This window comes from Rhodococcus sp. MTM3W5.2 (assembly GCF_001984015.1).
Taxonomy (GTDB): domain Bacteria; phylum Actinomycetota; class Actinomycetes; order Mycobacteriales; family Mycobacteriaceae; genus Rhodococcus_G; species Rhodococcus_G oryzae.
Map to the genome: position 1 here is coordinate 3,096,803 of NZ_CP019572.1, position 17,182 is coordinate 3,113,984.

Genomic DNA, 17,182 nt, shown 5'->3' on the forward strand with positions numbered 1-17,182 from the left:
ACGACGATCAGGCGACGAACGCCACCCAGTAGAAGGCCCAACACGACACCGCGGTCAGGGTCATGCCGATCGCGGCGATCCGAGCCCAGCGCCGGTGCCATGCACTGTGCGCCCCTGGCTGCGGCGAGCGGCCGAAGTTCCGCATCGCCCGAACGATCACCACGGGCCACAGCAGGACCGAGAAGACCGCGAAGACCAGGTGAACCGACAGCACCGACCACACCAGGCTCGACGCCGAGCCGCCGACCACACCCGCCGACCGCTCTTCCCATCCGTTGAAGCGCACGTCCAACTCGAAAAGGACGACGGCCACGAGCAGGGCGACGCCGAGCGCCAGCTGCACCGACCTGTGCAACCGGAAGCGCCTGCCGACCCTGACCTGATAGACGCTCCAACCGAGGACCGCGACCACCACCGCCATCAACAGCACCATCATGTCCATGGCCGAGGAGGCCCTCGTGCCGAGGAAGCCGTCGATCCCGCTGAACTCGTTCATCGTCGAAACCACACCCTTGTCCCAATCTTCCCGACACGGTGTCGGGAAGATGCGTGGTTCGCAACGTATCAGGCCACGGCAGCGGGCCCCGCGCCGGTCAGGACAGCACCGCCTCCCGGATCACGTGCTTGGTGAGCTTCCCCGAGGGATTGCGCGGCAGTTCGTCGACCACGACCAGCTCCCGCGGGATCTTGTAGCGGGCCAGCTTGTCCGCCAGGTAGTCCCGCAACTCGTCCAGCTCGAGGTTCGCGCCGCCGACGGTCGCCACCACCGCGACCACCGTCTCGCCCCACTGCGGGTGCGGCCGCCCGATCACCGCGACGTCGACGATGTCCGCGCGCGGGCGGATCGCCTCCTCCACCTCCTGCGAGTAGACGTTCTCGCCGCCGGTGATGATGACGTCCTTGGTGCGGTCGACGATGTAGAGGTAGCCGTCCTCGTCGACCCGCGCGACATCACCTGTTCGGTACCAACGACCCTCGAAAACCTCGTCGGTGGCCTCGTCGTTGTTCAGGTACCCGAGCATCCGGGTGTCCCCACTGAGCCAGATCTCGCCCGTCTCCCCCGGCTGGGCGTCGAGGCCGTCCGGCCGGACCACCCGCAGGTCGACGCCTGGCATGCCGCCGCGCCCGATCGACCCGGCCTTCGCGATCTGCTCGTGCGGGTAGAGCGCGGTGCCGGTCGGGCCCATCTCGCTCATCCCGTACACCTGATAGAAGTCCTCGGACCGGTATGCCTGCTGCAGCTGCCGTGCCACCTCGGCACCGATCGGCGCACCGCCGTAGGTCCATCGCCGCATGGTCGAGAAATCGTAGGTGGACATGTCGATGCCTGCGGCCCGGGCGACCTGCAGCGGAGCCAGGTACGCAATAGGAGCGCCGAAGAACGCGGTGATCTTCTCGGCGCCGATGATCTCGAGAAAGGGCAGCGGCGCGTACTCGCGCATCAACACCACCGTGCCGCCGAGGAACATCGTCGGGACGAACCAGACGTTGAGTGGGGCCGCGTGCCAGATCGGCATCGCGATCAGCACCCGTTCGTCGCGGTCCAGGCCGAGGGTGGTCGCGATGTACGGCGCGACGGTCGTGATCGAGCGGTGCGTGTGCAGACAGCCCTTGGGGCACTGGTGGTCCCCGACGTGTAGAGCACCTGGGCGATCTCGGTCTCGTCGACGGCGACGCCGTCCCACTCGTCGGCGACGTCCACGAGCGCGTCGAAGTCCCGATCCGCCTGCCCCTCGGCGTCGCCACCCAGCTCGGTCAGCAGCCAGTCCACCTGCGGTGCACCGGTCTCCGCGTTCGCCCGCAGGCCGGCGGAGACCACACCCACCTTCGCACCACAGTGTGTGAGCGTGTACTCGACCTCAGGGGCCGCCAGCTTGTGGTTGACCGGCACCAGCACCGCGCCCGCCCGCCACGCCCCGAAGGCCGCGATCACGAAGCCGGGGGTGTTGTACGTCATCACCGCGACCCGGTCACCGCGCCGGACACCCCGGCCACGGAGCACCTCGGCAGCCCGCTTCGACGCGGCGACGAGTTCGCGATAGCTGAGGCGCTCGGCCCCGTAGACCACCGCCTCCTTGTCCGGGAACTTCCGGCAGGTGCTCTCCAGCATCGTCGTCAGGTCCATGGGTCCTCCTCGGGTGGCGCCGGCTTACGTTGCGGCCGGATTGCCGTCTACGGCGATTCGTTCTACAGTCGGGTTAGTCAAGGATTGAATCACGATTCATAGTTTTGCGAAAGGCGCCGACGAGATGGCCTACCGAGCGACGGAGAAGACCCGCGCGGCCCAGGCGGAACGTCGGGAGGTGCTGCTCGCCGAGGCCGGGAAACTGGTCGCGGCGGGCGGATTCTCCGCGGCCTCGGTCAAGGCCATCGCGGAGAACTGCGGCGTGAGCGTCGGCTCGGTGTACTCGTACTTCGACGGCAGGTCCGACCTGCTGGCCGCCGTGTTCCGCCGCGGCGCCGACCAGGAACTGAACGAAGTGCGGATGGCCGTCGCCGAACACTCGGGCGCGGCGGACCGACTGCGCGCGCTCGTCGAGACGTTCGCCCGCCGAGCCATCCGGGGCCGCCAGATGGCCTGGTCGCTGCTGTTCGAACCGGTCGATCCCCTGGTCGACGAGGAGCGGCTCATCTACCGCGGCTCCTATGCCGAGCTGACCACCGCGATCCTGCGCGACGGCATCGAGGAGGGCGAACTGCCCGACCAGCACGTCGGGATCGCCGCGGCCGCGCTGATCGGCGCCATCAGCGAGTCCCTCACCGGACGGCTCTCCCCCATCCCGGTGGAGCTGCCCGAGACCTTCTCCGACGACGACATCGTCGACGCCATCCTCCAACTGTGCCTGCGCGCGGTCGGTTTCACCGCCTGACCGCAGCCGATACCCAAGAAGGAACCACCATGACGAACACAGTCGCCTCGCCGCACCGCACCCACGAGGTCTTCAATCAGGCGCCCCCACGGGTGGAGGTCAACGAGTACACCTCGAACGTCCCGCTCGTGGAGGGCGTACGCAGGTACGACGCCGACTGGGCGCACAACGATCTCACCGAGGTCGGCTCCCTTGTCGGCACTGAGGAGTTCCAGCACGACGCGGAGCTGGCCAACACCGTGCTCCCGACCCTGCACTCGCACGACAAGTACGGCCATCGTATCGACGAGGTCGAGTACCACCCGAGCTACCACCGGATCATCGGCGCGGCCGTCCAGCACGGCGCCCACACCTCCGCGTGGGCCGACCCGAAGCCCGGCGCCAACGTCGCCCGCGCCGCCACCTTCATGATGTTCGCCCAGGTCGAGCCCGGTCACTCCTGCCCGGTCTCCATGACCCATTCGGTGGTGCCCGCCCTGGACTTCTCCCCCGAACTGTCCGAGCTGTGGCTGCCGCGCCTCTACGCCCGCGGGTACGACGGCGGCCTCGCCGCGCCCGGCAGCAAGCCGGGCGTGCTGTTCGGCATGGCGATGACCGAGAAGCAGGGCGGATCCGACGTCCGCGCCAACACCACCCGCGCGGTCCCGAACTCCGACGGCACCTGGTCGCTGACCGGACACAAGTGGTTCTGCTCGGCGCCGATGTCGGACGGCTTCCTGATCCTGGCCTACTCGGAAGAGGGCATGTCCTGCTTCCTTGTACCCCGGGTGCTCGAGGACGGCACCAGGAACGTCTTCCGGATCCAGCGTCTCAAGGACAAGCTCGGCAACAAGTCCAACGCCTCGTCGGAGATCGAGCTCGACGGCACTATCGGACATCTGGTCGGCGAACCGGGCCGCGGCGTCCGCACCATCATCGAGATGGTCTCGCGCACCCGCCTGGACTGCGTGTACGGCTCGGCGGCCGGCATGCGCCAGTCTGTCGCGGAGGCGCTGTGGCACGTGCGCCACCGGGCCGCGTTCGGCGCGACGCTGATCGACCAGCCCGCGATGACTGCGGTCGCCGCCGACCTGGCGCTCGAATCGGAGGCCGCCACCGCGACCGCGCTGCGCCTGGCCCGCGCCCACGACGAGGACGCCGACGACGCCGAGAAGGCGTTCCGCCGGCTCGCCACCGCCGTCAGCAAGTACTGGATCTGCAAGCGCGGGCCGCATCACGCGTACGAGGCGCTCGAATGCCTCGGCGGCAACGGATACACCGAAGCGTTCCCGCTGGCGCGCCGGTACCGCGAGCAGCCGGTGATGGCGGTGTGGGAGGGTTCCGGCAACGTGATCGCCCTCGACGTGCTGCGCGCCATGACGCGCGAACCCGAATCGGTCGCCGCGTTCGATGCGGAGCTCGCGCTCGCGTCCGGGGCATCGAGGTTGTTCGACGACCACCTCACCCGGATTCGGGGCGCGCTCGCCGAGCTCGCGACCCTCGACACCGCGCAGGCCCAGCTGCGCGCGCGTCCCGTGGCCGCCGCGATGGCCCTCGGCCTGCAGGGCGCGCTGCTCCTGCGGACCGCGCCGTCCGCGGTCGCAGAGGCCTTCCTGGCGGCGCGGCTCGGGCCCGACCGCGACCTCGAATACGGCACGCTCCCCGTCGGCACCGACTTCGGGGCGATCCTGGACCGCCAGTAGTTCGAGGACGGCCGGCTCGGCGGGACCCAGGTCCGACCGCGCCGGCCGTTCGCGCTCACTCCAGGCGCAGTGCTGCCGATCGGCTCCGCCCGTCCGGCTCGTCGGGGAATCCGCGTGGCTTGCGCTGCCCGAAGTTCTCCCAGATCGACACGATGAAGAGCATCGTGACTCCGATGAGGACGACGGCCACGGTGGTGATGACGACCGCGAATCCGAACACGACCCCGATTTCCGACCAGACCATGGCGCTACCTCCACGACTTTGGATGGCTACACCGTACGCCGAGGGACCCCGGCGAGCGCCTCGAATCCGCAGGACTCTACGAGTCCGCCAGCCATGCCAGCATGCGGCCCCGCGACCAGCAGCGTCCGACGGCCTCGGCGCTGCGGACCGATCCGTCGAACACCGCCAGGCCGATGATGCTGTGGCCGGAGGCGCGGCGATCGCCGAGCGTCGGTATCGTCGGCGCGACTCCGACCCCCTCGGCCGACACCCACGCCACCGCCCGCCCGGCCGCCACCTCGTCGAGGCGGTGGAGGAAGCGCAGGCGGCTCTCGAGCGGCAAGCGCGACAGCGCCCACGTCGTGGTGACGACAGGCAGGGCGTCCGCCGACACACGGGCGAAGGCGTCGGGCAACACCTCGACGGCATCCCCGTGCAACAGCAGCGGAGGGGCCGTCGCCGCCAACGTCATCTCCGCTTCCAGCCTCGCGACCCGATCCGGCTGGTCCGGCCACAGGCAGGCGCGCAACCATCTGGCCTCGTCCGCGTCGGTCACGTCCACCGGATCGAGGTCGACCCCGACCCTGGCGACGACCTCGGGAATCGCCCGTGGCGGGACGGGCCGATCTCCCACGATCGACGTCGACAGCTGCACGGAAGATGACGGGTCGCCCAGCGATTGTCCGTTGCTGTAGGTGATACCGACGCGATCGACGGTGAGATTGAGCCCGGCGGAACAGCCCACGTCGATCAGCCCGACCGCATTCGCGCCCACCCGGTGCGCCGCCTCGGCAATGGCCGGATAGAGCACGCCGCCGTGTCCGGTCTCGTCGGTAGGCCTCGTGCGGCGCGTGGCGATGGCCACGACCGAGTCGGTCATCCGCAGCAGCGTGTCGATCGCCGCGTCCGCGGCCGCGTCGCCGTCAGTCGCGGCATAGGCCGCAGCAAGCGCCGGGGCGCGGCCGGCGAGGGCGAGGTCGTGCAACGCGGCGAGGATCAGGGCGGGGTGCCGTTTACGCGCCGGCGCCGCCTCGATGGCGCGCAGCGCCTCGTCGGACTCACTCAGCGCGACGGCGACGCGTTCGTACAGCGGCGATGTTCCTGCGGCGTCGACCTCACCGAAGCGTCGGTACACCTGAGCGAGGGTGCGGCCCCTGCCGGTGGGTGCGGCGCTGTGTGCGGTCGGTCTCGGCATCGAAGTCGATTCTGGCCAGTGGAACGACAGCCCTAGGAGTCCATGGTCTTTCGGATCTCGTCCAGCTTGTCCTTCGCCGCCTTCTGCCGCTCTTCCCACTGCTCCGCGACGGTGCGCCCCGCCGGGGACTCGGCGTCGAGTTCGGTGGCGCCGGCCGCGGTCCCTGCGCGGGTCTCGATCTTCTCGCGCACCGAATCGAATGTCGGCACACCGGAATCGGTGTAGTCGGGCGCGGGCATCGCTGTCGGCAACCCGGGCCCCGCCGTCGGCACGGGGAGGCCCGCCACCACCGTCGGGTCAGGCGGGATCGGCACGTCGGCAGGGAAGGGCACCTCCGCCGGGATCGGCACATCGGGCGAAGGCGGGATCTCGCCGCCGATCGCGTTCGCGGCAGCTGCGATCGACGCGAGCGCCGGTCGGCCCGCGGTCGCGGCGGCGATCACCCGCACCAGTTCCTGGTCGGTGAGCCGGCTCAGCCCATCGGCAACGCTCTGGGAATCGGTCATGACACCTCATTCCGTCGACTTGCCGCAAGGCTACGGCAGCCCGCGTCGAGAGTGCACCTGCCGGGCGGCCTACTCGGCCGATGCCCGGCAGGTGCACTCTCGACGGTTGGGATCAGGCCCGAAGCTGCGCACCCACCGCGGCGGAAGCCGCGGCGACCGCCGCGTCCCGTGCCGCGGAGGCCTCGTCCTCGGTGAGCGTCCGATCCGCGGCGCGGAACCGCAGCGCGAAGGCAAGGGACTTACGACCCTCACCGACCTGCGCACCCTCGAACACGTCGAACAGGCGGATCTCCTCGAGCAGCTCGCCCGCGCCGGAGCGCAGCGCCGCCTCGACGGTCGCGGCGGGCACGGTGGCCTCGACCACGACCGCGACATCCTGGAGGACCGCCGGGAACGGCGAGACCCGAGGCGCAGGAAGCGATTCGGCGATCGGCAGCGCGGTCAGGTCGATCTCCACCGCACAGGTACGCGGCGGCAACCCGCTGCGCTCGAGCACCGCCGGGTGCAGCTCACCCGCGTGCCCGACGACGATTCCGTCGACCAGCAGTTCGGCGCCGCGGCCCGGGTGCCAGGGCAGGTACTGAGCCGCCCTGCGCTCGAGGGAGACGCCCGCCGCCTCGGCGATCGTCTCCGCCGCCGCGAAGGCATCGGAGGCCTCGACAGCGCGGCCCGAGCCCCACGGCCCGCTCGGCACCCTGAGCCCGGTCAGCACCGCGGCGACGTGGGTCGGCTGCGCGGGCAGCGACCTCAGCAGATCGGCGATCTGGTCGTCGGTCGGGCGACGGTCCACCGGCAGTGCCTGCACCGGCTTGGTGTCGGGTCCCGGAAGGACCACCTGCGCGATGCCGAACAACGCGAGGTCGCGCTGGCCACGAGAAGTGTTGCGGGACAGGATCTCCAACAGCCCCGGCAGCAGGGTGCTGGCCAGCTCGGGGCGATCGGCCTCGAGGGGGTTGAGCACCTTCGAGGTGGTGCGGCGCGGATCGTCGGCGTCGAGGCCCCAGGTGTCGAACACCCCGGTGGGCAGGAACACCGTCGGCAGCACCTCGACGTACCCGTCGAACGCGAGCGCCCGACCGACGGCGCGGCGGCGACGCTGCTGCGGGGTGAGGCCGCGGCCTGCGGGCGCGGCGGGCAGCACCGACGGAATCTGCTCGAGGCCCTCGAGGCGCAGCACCTCCTCCACCAGGTCCGCGGCCTGTTCCAGGTCCGGCCGCCAGGTGGGCGGGGTGACGACGAGCTGGCCGTGGCCGGCCTCGCTGACGCCCACGTCCACGGCGCAGCCGACCTGCGTCAGCCGCCTGGCCGCGGTGCCGTTCGGGTACGCCACACCCGCCACCCGATCGGGCAGGTCGATGTCTATGCGGATCGGAGCGGGCTCGTTGACCCCGCCGACATCGGTCAGCACCGGTTCGATCCGGCCGCCCGCGATCTCCACCAGGAGCGCGGCCGCACGGTCGAGTGCGGCGACCGGCAGGGCCTGGTCCACCTCGCGCTCGTACCGCTTGCTGGCCTCGCTGATCAGCTTGTGCCTGCGGGAGGTCCGGAACACCGCGAGCGGGTTCCAGATCGCGGCCTCGAGCAGCACCTCGGTGGTCCCGGCGCCGACCTCGGTGCTGGCACCGCCCATGACACCGGCGAGGGAGACCGCGCCCGTTTCGTCGGCGATCACCACGTCCTCGGCGTCGAGGGTCCGCTCCACCCCGTCGAGAGTGGTCAGCTTCTCGTCAGCGGCGGCCCGGCGCACGACGAGGCCGCCGGTCAGCTTGTTCGCATCGAAGGCGTGCAGCGGCTGTCCCAGCTCGAGCAGCACGTAGTTGGTGACGTCGACCGCAGGGGAGATCGGGCGCACACCGGAGAGCAGCAGCCTGCGCTGCAACCACCACGGGGAGACCGCGGCGGGGTCGATGCCGGTGACGCGACGCAGCGCGAAGCGCGGCGATCCGGACTCGGGCAGCACGGTCAGCGGCCACGCCTCTCCGTCCGCCCCGTGTGTGGGCAGCACCGCGGGATCGGCGAACTCGAGGTCGAACCCGCAGGCCAGCTCCCTTGTCAGCCCGCGAACCGAGAAGCAGTACCCACGGTCGGGGGTGATGTTCAGCTCGATGATCGTGTCGCCGAGGCCGAGCAGGTCGTTGGCGTCGGCACCGGGCTCGGCAGTGCCGGGCTCGAGCACCAGAATGCCCGAATGGTCCTTGCCGATCCCGAGTTCCGCGACCGAGCAGATCATCCCGTCGGACACCTGACCGTAGGTCTTGCGCGCGGCGATCTTGAAGTCACCGGGCAGCACCGCGCCGGGCAGAGCCGCGACGATCAGGTCACCCTCGGCGAAGTTCCTGGCGCCGCAGACGATTCCGCGGGGCTCGGACTCTCCGACGTCGACCTGACACATCCGGATCGGCTTCTTGAACTCGGTGAGCTCGGTGATCGAAACGACCCGGCCGACCACCAGCGGCCCCGGCACCCGGTGCAGGACGTCGACCTCCTCGACCTCGAGGCCGACGCGCACGAAACCGGCGTCCAACTCCTCGGCCGTCACCTCCCAGTCGGGGGTCGCCCGCTGCAGGATCTCGGTCAGCCACGATTGCGCTACTCGCACGTCTACTCAGCTCTCTCGTTCTCGAGGTCTATTGTCTGGCGCATTCCGCAGGCTCCACGCCTATCAGGCACGCACACCGAAGGGCAGCGTGAATCGCACGTCGCCCTCGACGATGTCGCGCATGTCCGGGATGCCGTTGCGGAACTGCAGGGTTCGCTCCAGGCCCATGCCGAAGGCAAATCCGGAATACTCGTCGGGGTCGATTCCGCTGGCCCGCAACACCTTCGGGTTGACCATGCCGCAGCCGCCCCACTCGACCCAGCCTGCGCCGCCCTTCTTGCCGGGGAACCACACATCCACCTCGGCGGACGGCTCGGTGAACGGGAAGTAGTTGGGCCGCATCCGGGTCCGGGTGTCCGGACCGAAAAGCGCCCGGGCGAAGGCGTCGAGGGTGCCGCGCAGGTGCGCCATGGTCAGGCCCTTGTCGATCGCGAGACCCTCCAGCTGAGAGAAGACCGGCGTGTGCGTTGCGTCCAGCTCGTCGGTCCGGAAGGTGCGCCCGGGGCACACCACGTAGATCGGCACGTCCCGAGAGAGCATGGTGCGGACCTGCACCGGCGAGGTGTGCGTGCGCAGCACCTGCCGCGAGCCCTCGGGCGCGATGTGGAAGGTGTCCTGCATGGTGCGGGCGGGATGGTCCGGCAGGAAGTTGAGCGCGTCGAAGTTGAAGTGCTCGGTCTCGACCTCGGGACCCTCGGCCACCTCCCAGCCCATCGCGACGAACACGTCGGAGACCTGCTCGGAGATGATGGTGATCGGGTGGCGGGCGCCCACCGGACGGCGCTGGGCGGGCAGCGTCACGTCGATCGCCTCCGCGACGAGCACGGCGGCGTCACGCTCGGCCAGGAGCACCTCGCGACGGGCATCGAATGCGGTGGTGGCCCTGGTGCGCGCCGCGTTGACCCGCTTGCCCGCGTCCGCCTTCTCCTTGCCGGGCAACGCGCCGAGGGCACGCCGGACGAGCGAAAGCGGTGCCTTGTCACCCAGGTGGTCGATCTTCGCCTTGGCCAACGCATCGAGATCGCCTGCGGCCGCGAACGCCGCCTCGGCCCGCTCGGCCGCGGCACCGAGCGCGTCTTCGGTCAGAGCCTCGGTATCGATCGGTCCTGAACTCTCGGCCTCGTTCTTTGCCACGGCTGGTCAAACTCCTCGTCGATGGTCGTCGCGCCGTGCGCACCCGGCGCACGGCAGAACAATCCTAGGTTGTCGGTCGGTCCTGCCGATGCTGCACCCGCGCGCTCGCGTACAGGCAGATGGCGGCGGCGGTCGCCAGGTTCAGGCTCTCCGCGCGGCCGTGGATGGGAATCCGCACCCGGTGGTCGGCCCTCGCGGCGATCACCGGGTCCAGCCCGTGCGCCTCGTTGCCGAACAGCCATGCGGTCGGCAGGGCCAGCAACTCGTCCGCATCGTCGAGGTCGACCTCGCCGTCCGCCGCGGTCGCCAGGATCTGCACACCCGCGGCGGTGATCTGCTCGAGCACGAGGGCCACGTCCCGCTCCCGCGCGATCGGCAGGTGGAAGACGCTGCCGGCCGAGGAGCGCACGCACTTCCCGTTATGCGGGTCGACGCTGTCGCCTGCCAGAATCGCCGCGTCCGCTCCGACCGCGTCCGCGACCCGGATCACCGTTCCCGCGTTACCCGGCTCGGACACCGAGACGGGGACGGCCAGCAACCTGGGCGATCCGTCCAACGCCTCGCCCAGCGGAACGTCCAGGAGCCCGCAGACCGCGACAAGCCCCGGCGGTGTCACCGTGTCGCTCAGTGACCTGGCGGCCCGCTCGGTGATCGGCGAGACCCGCACGCCTGCGGCGGTTGCCCCGGCGATCAGGTCGCCGTACCTGCCTGCCGCCTCATCGGTGAAGAAGAGTTCCTCCACGCGACCGGTGGCGAGCGCCGCGGTCACCGAATTCGCGCCCTCGGCGAGGAAGCGCCCCGCCTTCTTGCGCTCGGCGCCGCGCAGCAGCTTGACAGCAGAAACGACCCGTGGAGTCCGCTCGGTGAACGGGTCCACGGGTCGCTCCTGGTTCAGCTTGCTCAGGCTGCTTCCCCGGCGGGGGCGTTCACGTCGGCAGGCAGAGCGGCCTTGGCGATGGCCACCAGGCCGGCAAACGCCTCGGCGTCGGAGACGGCCAGCTCGGCGAGGATCTTGCGGTCGACCTCGACACCCGCGGCGTTCAGGCCCTGGATGAAGCGGTTGTAGGTCATGTCGTTCGCGCGCGCGGCGGCGTTGATACGCGTGATCCACAGCTTGCGGAAGTCACCCTTGCGCGCGCGGCGGTCGCGGTACGCGTAGGTGAGCGAGTGGAGCTGCTGCTCCTTGGCCTTGGTGTACAGGCGCGAGCGCTGTCCACGGTAGCCCTTGGAGGCCTCAAGAATTGAACGACGCTTCTTCTGGGCGTTGACCGCCCTCTTTACGCGTGCCACTGGGAAATCCTGTCAATCTCGGAGCGCGACGGGCGCTCCTGGGTTGGTCAAAAAGTGCTGGTCTCGATCAGATGCCGAGCAGGCGCTTGATGCGCGGGGTGTCAGCCTTGCTGACGACGGCCTTGCCATCGAGGCGACGGGTCACCTTGGTGGGCTTGTGCTCGAGCAGGTGGCGACGGCCGGCCTTCTGGCGCAGGATCTTGCCGCTGCCGGACACCTTGAATCGCTTCGAGGTGCCGCTGTGGCTCTTCATCTTGGGCATGGAGTCCTCAGTTCTGTGTTTCTTCGGTACTGCGTTCGGTCGAGACGGTCTTGCTAGCTGGTCGGCGCCTCGGGTGCCGCGCCTTCGGCCGGAGCCTCGGGTGCAGCAGCGGCGGGGGCCTCCGGCACGGGCGGCGCCGAGGCGGGCCTCGGAACCTGGGGCACCGGAGCCTGCGCACTCTCCTGGGCCTTGACGCGGGTCTTCGCACCCTTGTGCGGGGCGAGCACCATCGTCATGTTGCGGCCGTCCTGCTTCGCCGAGGTCTCGACGAAGCCGAGGTCGGCGACATCGGCACCGAGGCGCTGCAGCAACCGGAAGCCCAGCTCGGGGCGGGACTGCTCGCGACCGCGGAACATGATGGTGACCTTGACCTTGGACCCGGCCTCGAGGAAGCGAACGACGTTGCGCTTCTTGGTCTCGTAGTCGTGGTCGTCGATCTTCGGACGGAGCTTCTGCTCCTTGATCACGGTCAGGGTCTGGTTCTTGCGCGATTCGCGCGCCTTCTGCGCAGCCTCGTACTTGAACTTGCCGTAGTCCATGATCTTGCACACCGGCGGACGGGCGTCGGGCGCCACCTCGACCAGGTCGAGATCGGCCTCGAGGGCCAAGCGGAGTGCATCTTCAACACGCACGATCCCGACCTGCTCACCGCCAGGTCCGACGAGTCGAACCTCGGGTACGCGGATGCGATCGTTGATGCGGGTCTCAGTGCTGATGGGGCCTCCTAGGTTGAGCGGCGTGGTCGTCCTGACCGCCGGCAGCCCGTTGCCCGCTCTCTCCCAACAAAAGAGCCCCGCTGGATTTTCACCATGCGAGGCCCGATGTCGACCGGTTCGATGTCCGCCGCGATCGCTCGCAGCCTTCATCCCTCACAAGAGGGAACCCGTCCCCTGACATGATCTCCACACGGAACACCGTGCCGAGGCCAAGCCCTGAGGGCGGGCGACCGGACCGCTGACCAGCGTGTTTGAGGCGCCAGATAGCGGTGGGAGTCGGACTCCACTTGCTGCCCCCAACGTCGTCGGGGGCGGTCGTGTATGGAAGTCTAGCAGGCATGACAGAGCAAACTCACACGGGCGACGTCCGCGAGCTGGCCGATGTGCCCGCAGTGGAGGTCATCAGCCGCGCCGCAGTGATGCTGATGAGCTCGGCCGCCGAGAAGCTCGGCCTCTCCTCGCCCGACCCCGACGAGAGCGACCACCTCGACCTGGACGAAGCCCGCCGGGTGATCACCGCACTCGCGGGCCTGGTCACCGCCTCGGTGGAGTACCTCGGACCGCACGCGGGTCCGATCCGCGAGGGACTGCAGGCACTCCAGCGCGCCTTCCGCGAGGCCTCAGCCCATCCCGACGAGCCCGGCAACGGCCCGGGCGAGAAGTACACCGGCCCCGTCTACTGATCCCCGCCCCCGCCGCCGTCGTCGAGTGACCCGTTCACACGATGGCGGCCGGGGTGAGCGGCGATACTGATCCCGTGGCGAACAAGACCCAGCCGACAGGTGCCGACGTCGACGAGTTCCTCGGCACGCTGACAGACGATGTGAAGCGCGCCGACTGCGAACGTCTGATCGACCTGATGCGCGCCGCCACCGGCGAGCCGGCCGCGATGTGGGGTTCGAGCATCATCGGGTTCGGCGACCGCACCTACCGCTATGCCAGCGGGCACACCGGCAACACGGCGCTGATTGGCTTCGCTCCCCGATCGACGGCCCTCACCCTCTATCTGAGCCTGAACCTGGATGACCACCGCGACGCCCTACAGCGCCTCGGCAAGCACCGGACCGGCAAGGGCTGCCTCTACATCAAGCGACTCGCTGACGTCGACGAGTCCGAGCTCCGCGCGTTGATCGAATCCTCGGTGCGCGCCGCCCGAGCGCTGTCCGCCGACTCCTGAGCCGGACGTGATCAGCGCGCCGAGCAGCACAGCGCCGCCGACCGCCGAACACAGGAGCCCTTTGTGATGGACCTCACAATTCTCCGCCCGAATCGGCCCCCAGATTCCGTACGCACGTCCAGTCCGGCTCGTGTACAAAGATTCCGGATCGGGGGATCACATTCGCTCTGCCCGCCCCAGTCGTCCTACCGGGGCATGGGGCAAACAGCTCGATTCGTCTCCAGCCCATGACGTCGCCGGCTCGCCGGCGACTCGGAACTGAACACCGCAGATCGCAATGAAGGAGCTCACATGCCCAACCCCAGTGACATCGACGCCCTGTTCGGATCGATTGCCAACATCATCAACTCCGCGCTCGCGGGCGGCTCGTCCGTTCCCACCGAGACCGGCACGGTCTAGCGAATAGTCGACTACAGACGGCAGTGCGGGCCGGGTCCTCGGGACCCGGCCCGCACTGCTGTCTGTGGCTACCTTCCGCGTCAGACCGCGGCCGCCGCCTTGCGCGGTGCCCTCTTGCGCTTCGGCTCGCCCGTCGCCTGCGCCTTGGCCGTGGCCTTTGACTTGGACTTGGCCGCATTGCCGTTGACGGCGGTGGCCTGCTGGTCGAGCACGTCCCGCAGGAACCTGCCGGTGTAGCTGGCGGGCACCGCCGCAATCTGCTCCGGGGTGCCTTCCCCCACGACGGTTCCGCCGCCCGATCCACCCTCTGGCCCCATGTCGACCACCCAGTCCGACGTCTTGATCACATCGAGGTTGTGCTCGATCACGATCACCGTGTTGCCCTTGTCCACCAGGCCGTTGACGACGCCGAGGAGCTTGCGGATGTCCTCGAAATGCAGGCCGGTGGTCGGCTCGTCGAGCACGTACACGGTGCGGCCGGTGGAACGCTTCTGCAGCTCGGCGGCCAGCTTCACCCGCTGCGCCTCGCCGCCGGACAGGGTCGGCGCCGGCTGGCCGAGACGTACGTAGCCGAGCCCGACCTCGACGAGCGTCTTGAGATAGCGGTGGATCGAGGTGATCGCCTCGAAGAAGTCGGCGGCCTCCTCGATGGACATGTCGAGCACCTCGGCGATGGTCTTGCCCTTGTAGTGCACCTCCAGGGTCTCCCTGTTGTAGCGGGCCCCGTGGCACACCTCGCACGGGACGTACACGTCAGGCAGGAAGTTCATCTCGATCTTGAGCGTGCCGTCTCCCGAGCAGGCCTCACACCGGCCGCCCTTGACGTTGAAGGAGAACCGTCCCGGCTGGTAGCCGCGCACCTTCGCCTCGGTCGTCGCGGCGAACAGGGTGCGGATCTTGTCGAACACGCCGGTGTAGGTCGCCGCGTTCGAGCGCGGCGTCCGGCCGATCGGCGACTGGTCCACCTGGACCAGCTTGTCGAGCTGGTCGAGCCCGTTGATCCGGGTGTGCCTGCCGGGGACCTGACGCGCGCCGTTGAGCTTGTTCGCCATCACGGTCGCGAGGATGTCGTTGACCAGCGTCGACTTGCCCGATCCGGAGACACCGGTCACCGAGGTGAGGACACCGAGCGGGAAGCTGACATCGATGTTCTTGAGGTTGTGCTCCTTGGCCCCGATCACCGTGACCTGACGCTTCTTGTCGACGGGCCTGCGAATCGCAGGCACGTCGATCGTGGACCGGCCGGAAAGGTATGCGCCCGTGAGGGATTCCTCGCAGGTCAGCAGCTCCTCGTACGGGCCGCTGTGCACGACCCTGCCCCCGTGCTCGCCCGCCAGCGGGCCGATGTCGACGACCCAGTCCGAGGTCCGGATGGTGTCCTCGTCGTGTTCGACGACGATGAGCGTGTTGCCGAGATCCCGCAAGCGGGTCAGCGTCTCGATCAGCCGCCGGTTGTCGCGCTGATGCAGCCCGATGGAGGGCTCGTCGAGCACGTACAGGACGCCAACCAGGCCGGAACCGATCTGGGTGGCGAGCCGGATCCGCTGGGCCTCGCCACCGGAGAGGGTGCCTGCCGCACGTGAGAGCGACAGGTACTCGAGACCGACGTCGAGCAGGAAGCCGAGCCGGGCCTGCACCTCCTTGAGGACCTGACCGGCGATGGCCTCCTCCCGAGCTCCGAGCGTGAGGCTGTTCAGGAAATCCGCGCAGTCCGAGATCGACAGCTCGGCGACGTCGGCAATGGACTTCTTACCGTGCTCGCCCGCCGCGATGGTGACCGAGAGGATCTCCGGCCGGAGCCGTGCACCGTCACACGCCGGACACGGCACGTCGCGCATGTACCCGTCGTAGCGTTCCTTCATCTGCTCGGACTCGGTCTGCTCGAGCCGACGGTGCAGGAAGGGCATCACGCCCTCGAACTCGGCGTAGTACGAGCGCGTCCGCCCGTACCGGTTCTTGTACTTGACATGCACCTGGTCCGCACTGCCCTCGAGCACCGCCTTGCGTGCCTTGGCAGGCAGTTCGTTCCAGGGGTCGACATCTCGAAGCCCATGATGTCGGCGAGTCCGGACAGCAGGCGGCCGAAGTACTCGGAGGTCTGCCCCATCGACCACGGCGCGATCGCCCCGTCCTCGAGGCTCAGCTCGGGATCCGGCACCACCAGGTCCGGGTCGACCTCCTTGCGGATGCCGAGTCCGGTGCACTCGGGGCAGGCGCCGTACGGCGAGTTGAACGAGAACGACCGCGGTTCGAGATCGTCGATCGAGAGGGCATGCCCGTTCGGGCAGGCCAGTGACTCGGAGAAGCGGCGTTCCCGGTCCGCCGCGTTCTCGTCCCGATCGACGAAGTCGAGGACGACGATGCCGTCCGCCAGGCGCAGCGCGGTCTCCACCGAGTCCGTGAGCCGCTGCTTCGAGCTCGCCTTGACCGTGAGGCGATCGATGACCACCTCGATGTCGTGCTTCTCCTGCTTCTTGAGCTTCGGCGGGTCGGTCAGCTGATGCACCACGCCGTCGACCCGTACCCGGGCGTACCCCTGGGTGTTGAGCTGGTCGAAGAGGTCGACGAACTCACCCTTACGGGTGCGGACCACCGGCGCCAGCACCTGGAAGCGGGTGCCCTCCTCCATGGCGAGCACCTGGTCGACGATCTGCTGGGGGCTCTGCTTCGCGATCTGCTCGCCACACACCGGGCAGTGCGGGGTGCCTGCACGGGCGTAGAGCAGACGGAGGTAGTCGTACACCTCGGTGATGGTGCCGACGGTGGATCGCGGATTGCGGTTGGTCGACTTCTGGTCGATCGACACCGCGGGCGAGAGGCCCTCGATGAAATCGACGTCGGGCTTGTCCATCTGCCCGAGGAACTGGCGGGCGTAGGCCGACAGCGATTCGACGTAGCGGCGCTGGCCCTCCGCGAAGATGGTGTCGAACGCGAGCGACGATTTGCCCGAGCCGGACAACCCGGTGAAGACGATGAGACTGTCCCGGGGCAGGTCGATGTCGATGCCTCGCAGGTTGTGCTCACGCGCTCCTCGCACGATCAAGCGGTCCGCCACTCGATGTCCCTTCTCGTCGACGCAGAGGCGATAGTCCTCACGCGCTGCACATGGTAGGCCGGGGTACCGACATC

General features: G+C 69.1%; 15 protein-coding genes and 2 pseudogenes. 4 read left to right on the forward strand and 13 right to left on the reverse strand.

The window, feature by feature from the left end; translation table 11 throughout:
• Positions 1-7: 7 nt before the first annotated feature.
• The 3 genes and pseudogenes from BTZ20_RS14085 to BTZ20_RS14090 form a co-directional block, all read right to left on the reverse strand.
• Positions 8-496 (reverse strand): DUF420 domain-containing protein, encoded by a 489-nt coding sequence (locus BTZ20_RS14085; protein ID WP_077041796.1) that lies wholly within the window; start codon positions 494-496, stop codon positions 8-10.
• A 97-nt stretch (positions 497-593) separates the two neighbouring features.
• Complete coding sequence (locus BTZ20_RS29845; protein ID WP_411269151.1) at positions 594-1,022, reverse strand: class I adenylate-forming enzyme family protein; 429 nt, start codon at positions 1,020-1,022, stop codon at positions 594-596.
• 45 nt (positions 1,023-1,067) lie between these two features.
• Positions 1,068-2,125 (reverse strand): annotated as a pseudogene (locus BTZ20_RS14090) (AMP-binding protein); the annotation flags it as partial.
• Between the two features lie 124 nt (positions 2,126-2,249).
• Here BTZ20_RS14090 and BTZ20_RS14095 point away from each other — a divergent pair.
• Both BTZ20_RS14095 and BTZ20_RS14100 read left to right on the forward strand, forming a co-directional pair.
• On the forward strand, positions 2,250-2,870 hold the full coding sequence (locus tag BTZ20_RS14095; protein WP_077041797.1) for a TetR/AcrR family transcriptional regulator: 621 nt from the start codon (positions 2,250-2,252) through the stop codon (positions 2,868-2,870).
• 29 nt (positions 2,871-2,899) lie between these two features.
• Positions 2,900-4,552 carry an acyl-CoA dehydrogenase family protein gene (locus BTZ20_RS14100; protein ID WP_077041798.1) on the forward strand — a complete coding sequence of 551 codons (1,653 nt, stop codon included), beginning with the start codon at positions 2,900-2,902 and terminating at the stop codon, positions 4,550-4,552.
• A 55-nt stretch (positions 4,553-4,607) separates the two neighbouring features.
• Here the strand turns inward: BTZ20_RS14100 and BTZ20_RS14105 are convergent, their stop codons facing one another.
• The 9 genes from BTZ20_RS14105 to infC all read right to left on the reverse strand — a co-directional run bounded on the left by BTZ20_RS14105 (position 4,608) and on the right by infC (position 12,522).
• On the reverse strand, positions 4,608-4,796 hold the full coding sequence (locus BTZ20_RS14105; RefSeq protein ID WP_077041799.1) for a hypothetical protein: 189 nt from the start codon (positions 4,794-4,796) through the stop codon (positions 4,608-4,610).
• Between the two features lie 76 nt (positions 4,797-4,872).
• Positions 4,873-5,970: a DUF2332 domain-containing protein gene (locus tag BTZ20_RS14110; RefSeq protein WP_077041800.1), complete on the reverse strand. Its 1,098-nt coding sequence runs from the start codon at positions 5,968-5,970 to the stop codon at positions 4,873-4,875.
• A 32-nt stretch (positions 5,971-6,002) separates the two neighbouring features.
• On the reverse strand, positions 6,003-6,476 hold the full coding sequence (locus BTZ20_RS14115) for a PspA/IM30 family protein (protein ID WP_077041801.1): 474 nt from the start codon (positions 6,474-6,476) through the stop codon (positions 6,003-6,005).
• A gap of 112 nt (positions 6,477-6,588) precedes the next feature.
• Complete coding sequence (pheT, locus tag BTZ20_RS14120) at positions 6,589-9,075, reverse strand: phenylalanine--tRNA ligase subunit beta (RefSeq protein ID WP_077041802.1); 2,487 nt, start codon at positions 9,073-9,075, stop codon at positions 6,589-6,591.
• A 63-nt stretch (positions 9,076-9,138) separates the two neighbouring features.
• Entirely contained in the window at positions 9,139-10,209 is a 1,071-nt protein-coding gene (gene pheS, locus BTZ20_RS14125; RefSeq protein ID WP_077041803.1) for a phenylalanine--tRNA ligase subunit alpha, read from the reverse strand.
• 64 nt (positions 10,210-10,273) lie between these two features.
• A complete protein-coding gene (locus BTZ20_RS14130; RefSeq protein ID WP_077041804.1) occupies positions 10,274-11,086 on the reverse strand; it encodes a TrmH family RNA methyltransferase in 813 nt (270 codons plus the stop codon).
• 23 nt (positions 11,087-11,109) lie between these two features.
• The gene (gene rplT, locus BTZ20_RS14135; RefSeq protein WP_027503191.1) at positions 11,110-11,499 is read right to left on the reverse strand and encodes a 50S ribosomal protein L20; all 390 of its coding nucleotides are present in this window, start codon (positions 11,497-11,499) and stop codon (positions 11,110-11,112) included.
• A gap of 67 nt (positions 11,500-11,566) precedes the next feature.
• Positions 11,567-11,761: a 50S ribosomal protein L35 gene (gene rpmI / locus BTZ20_RS14140; RefSeq protein WP_027503190.1), complete on the reverse strand. Its 195-nt coding sequence runs from the start codon at positions 11,759-11,761 to the stop codon at positions 11,567-11,569.
• 53 nt (positions 11,762-11,814) lie between these two features.
• On the reverse strand, positions 11,815-12,522 hold the full coding sequence (gene infC / locus BTZ20_RS14145) for a translation initiation factor IF-3 (RefSeq protein ID WP_077043710.1): 708 nt from the start codon (positions 12,520-12,522) through the stop codon (positions 11,815-11,817).
• A gap of 293 nt (positions 12,523-12,815) precedes the next feature.
• On the opposite strand from infC, the gene BTZ20_RS14150 reads away from it, so the two are divergent.
• Both BTZ20_RS14150 and BTZ20_RS14155 read left to right on the forward strand, forming a co-directional pair.
• The gene (locus tag BTZ20_RS14150) at positions 12,816-13,160 is read left to right on the forward strand and encodes a DUF1844 domain-containing protein (protein ID WP_077041805.1); all 345 of its coding nucleotides are present in this window, start codon (positions 12,816-12,818) and stop codon (positions 13,158-13,160) included.
• A 74-nt stretch (positions 13,161-13,234) separates the two neighbouring features.
• On the forward strand, positions 13,235-13,654 hold the full coding sequence (locus BTZ20_RS14155; RefSeq protein ID WP_223263335.1) for a DUF1801 domain-containing protein: 420 nt from the start codon (positions 13,235-13,237) through the stop codon (positions 13,652-13,654).
• Between the two features lie 479 nt (positions 13,655-14,133).
• Here BTZ20_RS14155 and uvrA read toward each other — a convergent pair.
• Positions 14,134-17,108, reverse strand: a pseudogene (gene uvrA / locus BTZ20_RS14160) (excinuclease ABC subunit UvrA).
• Positions 17,109-17,182: the final 74 nt, after the last annotated feature.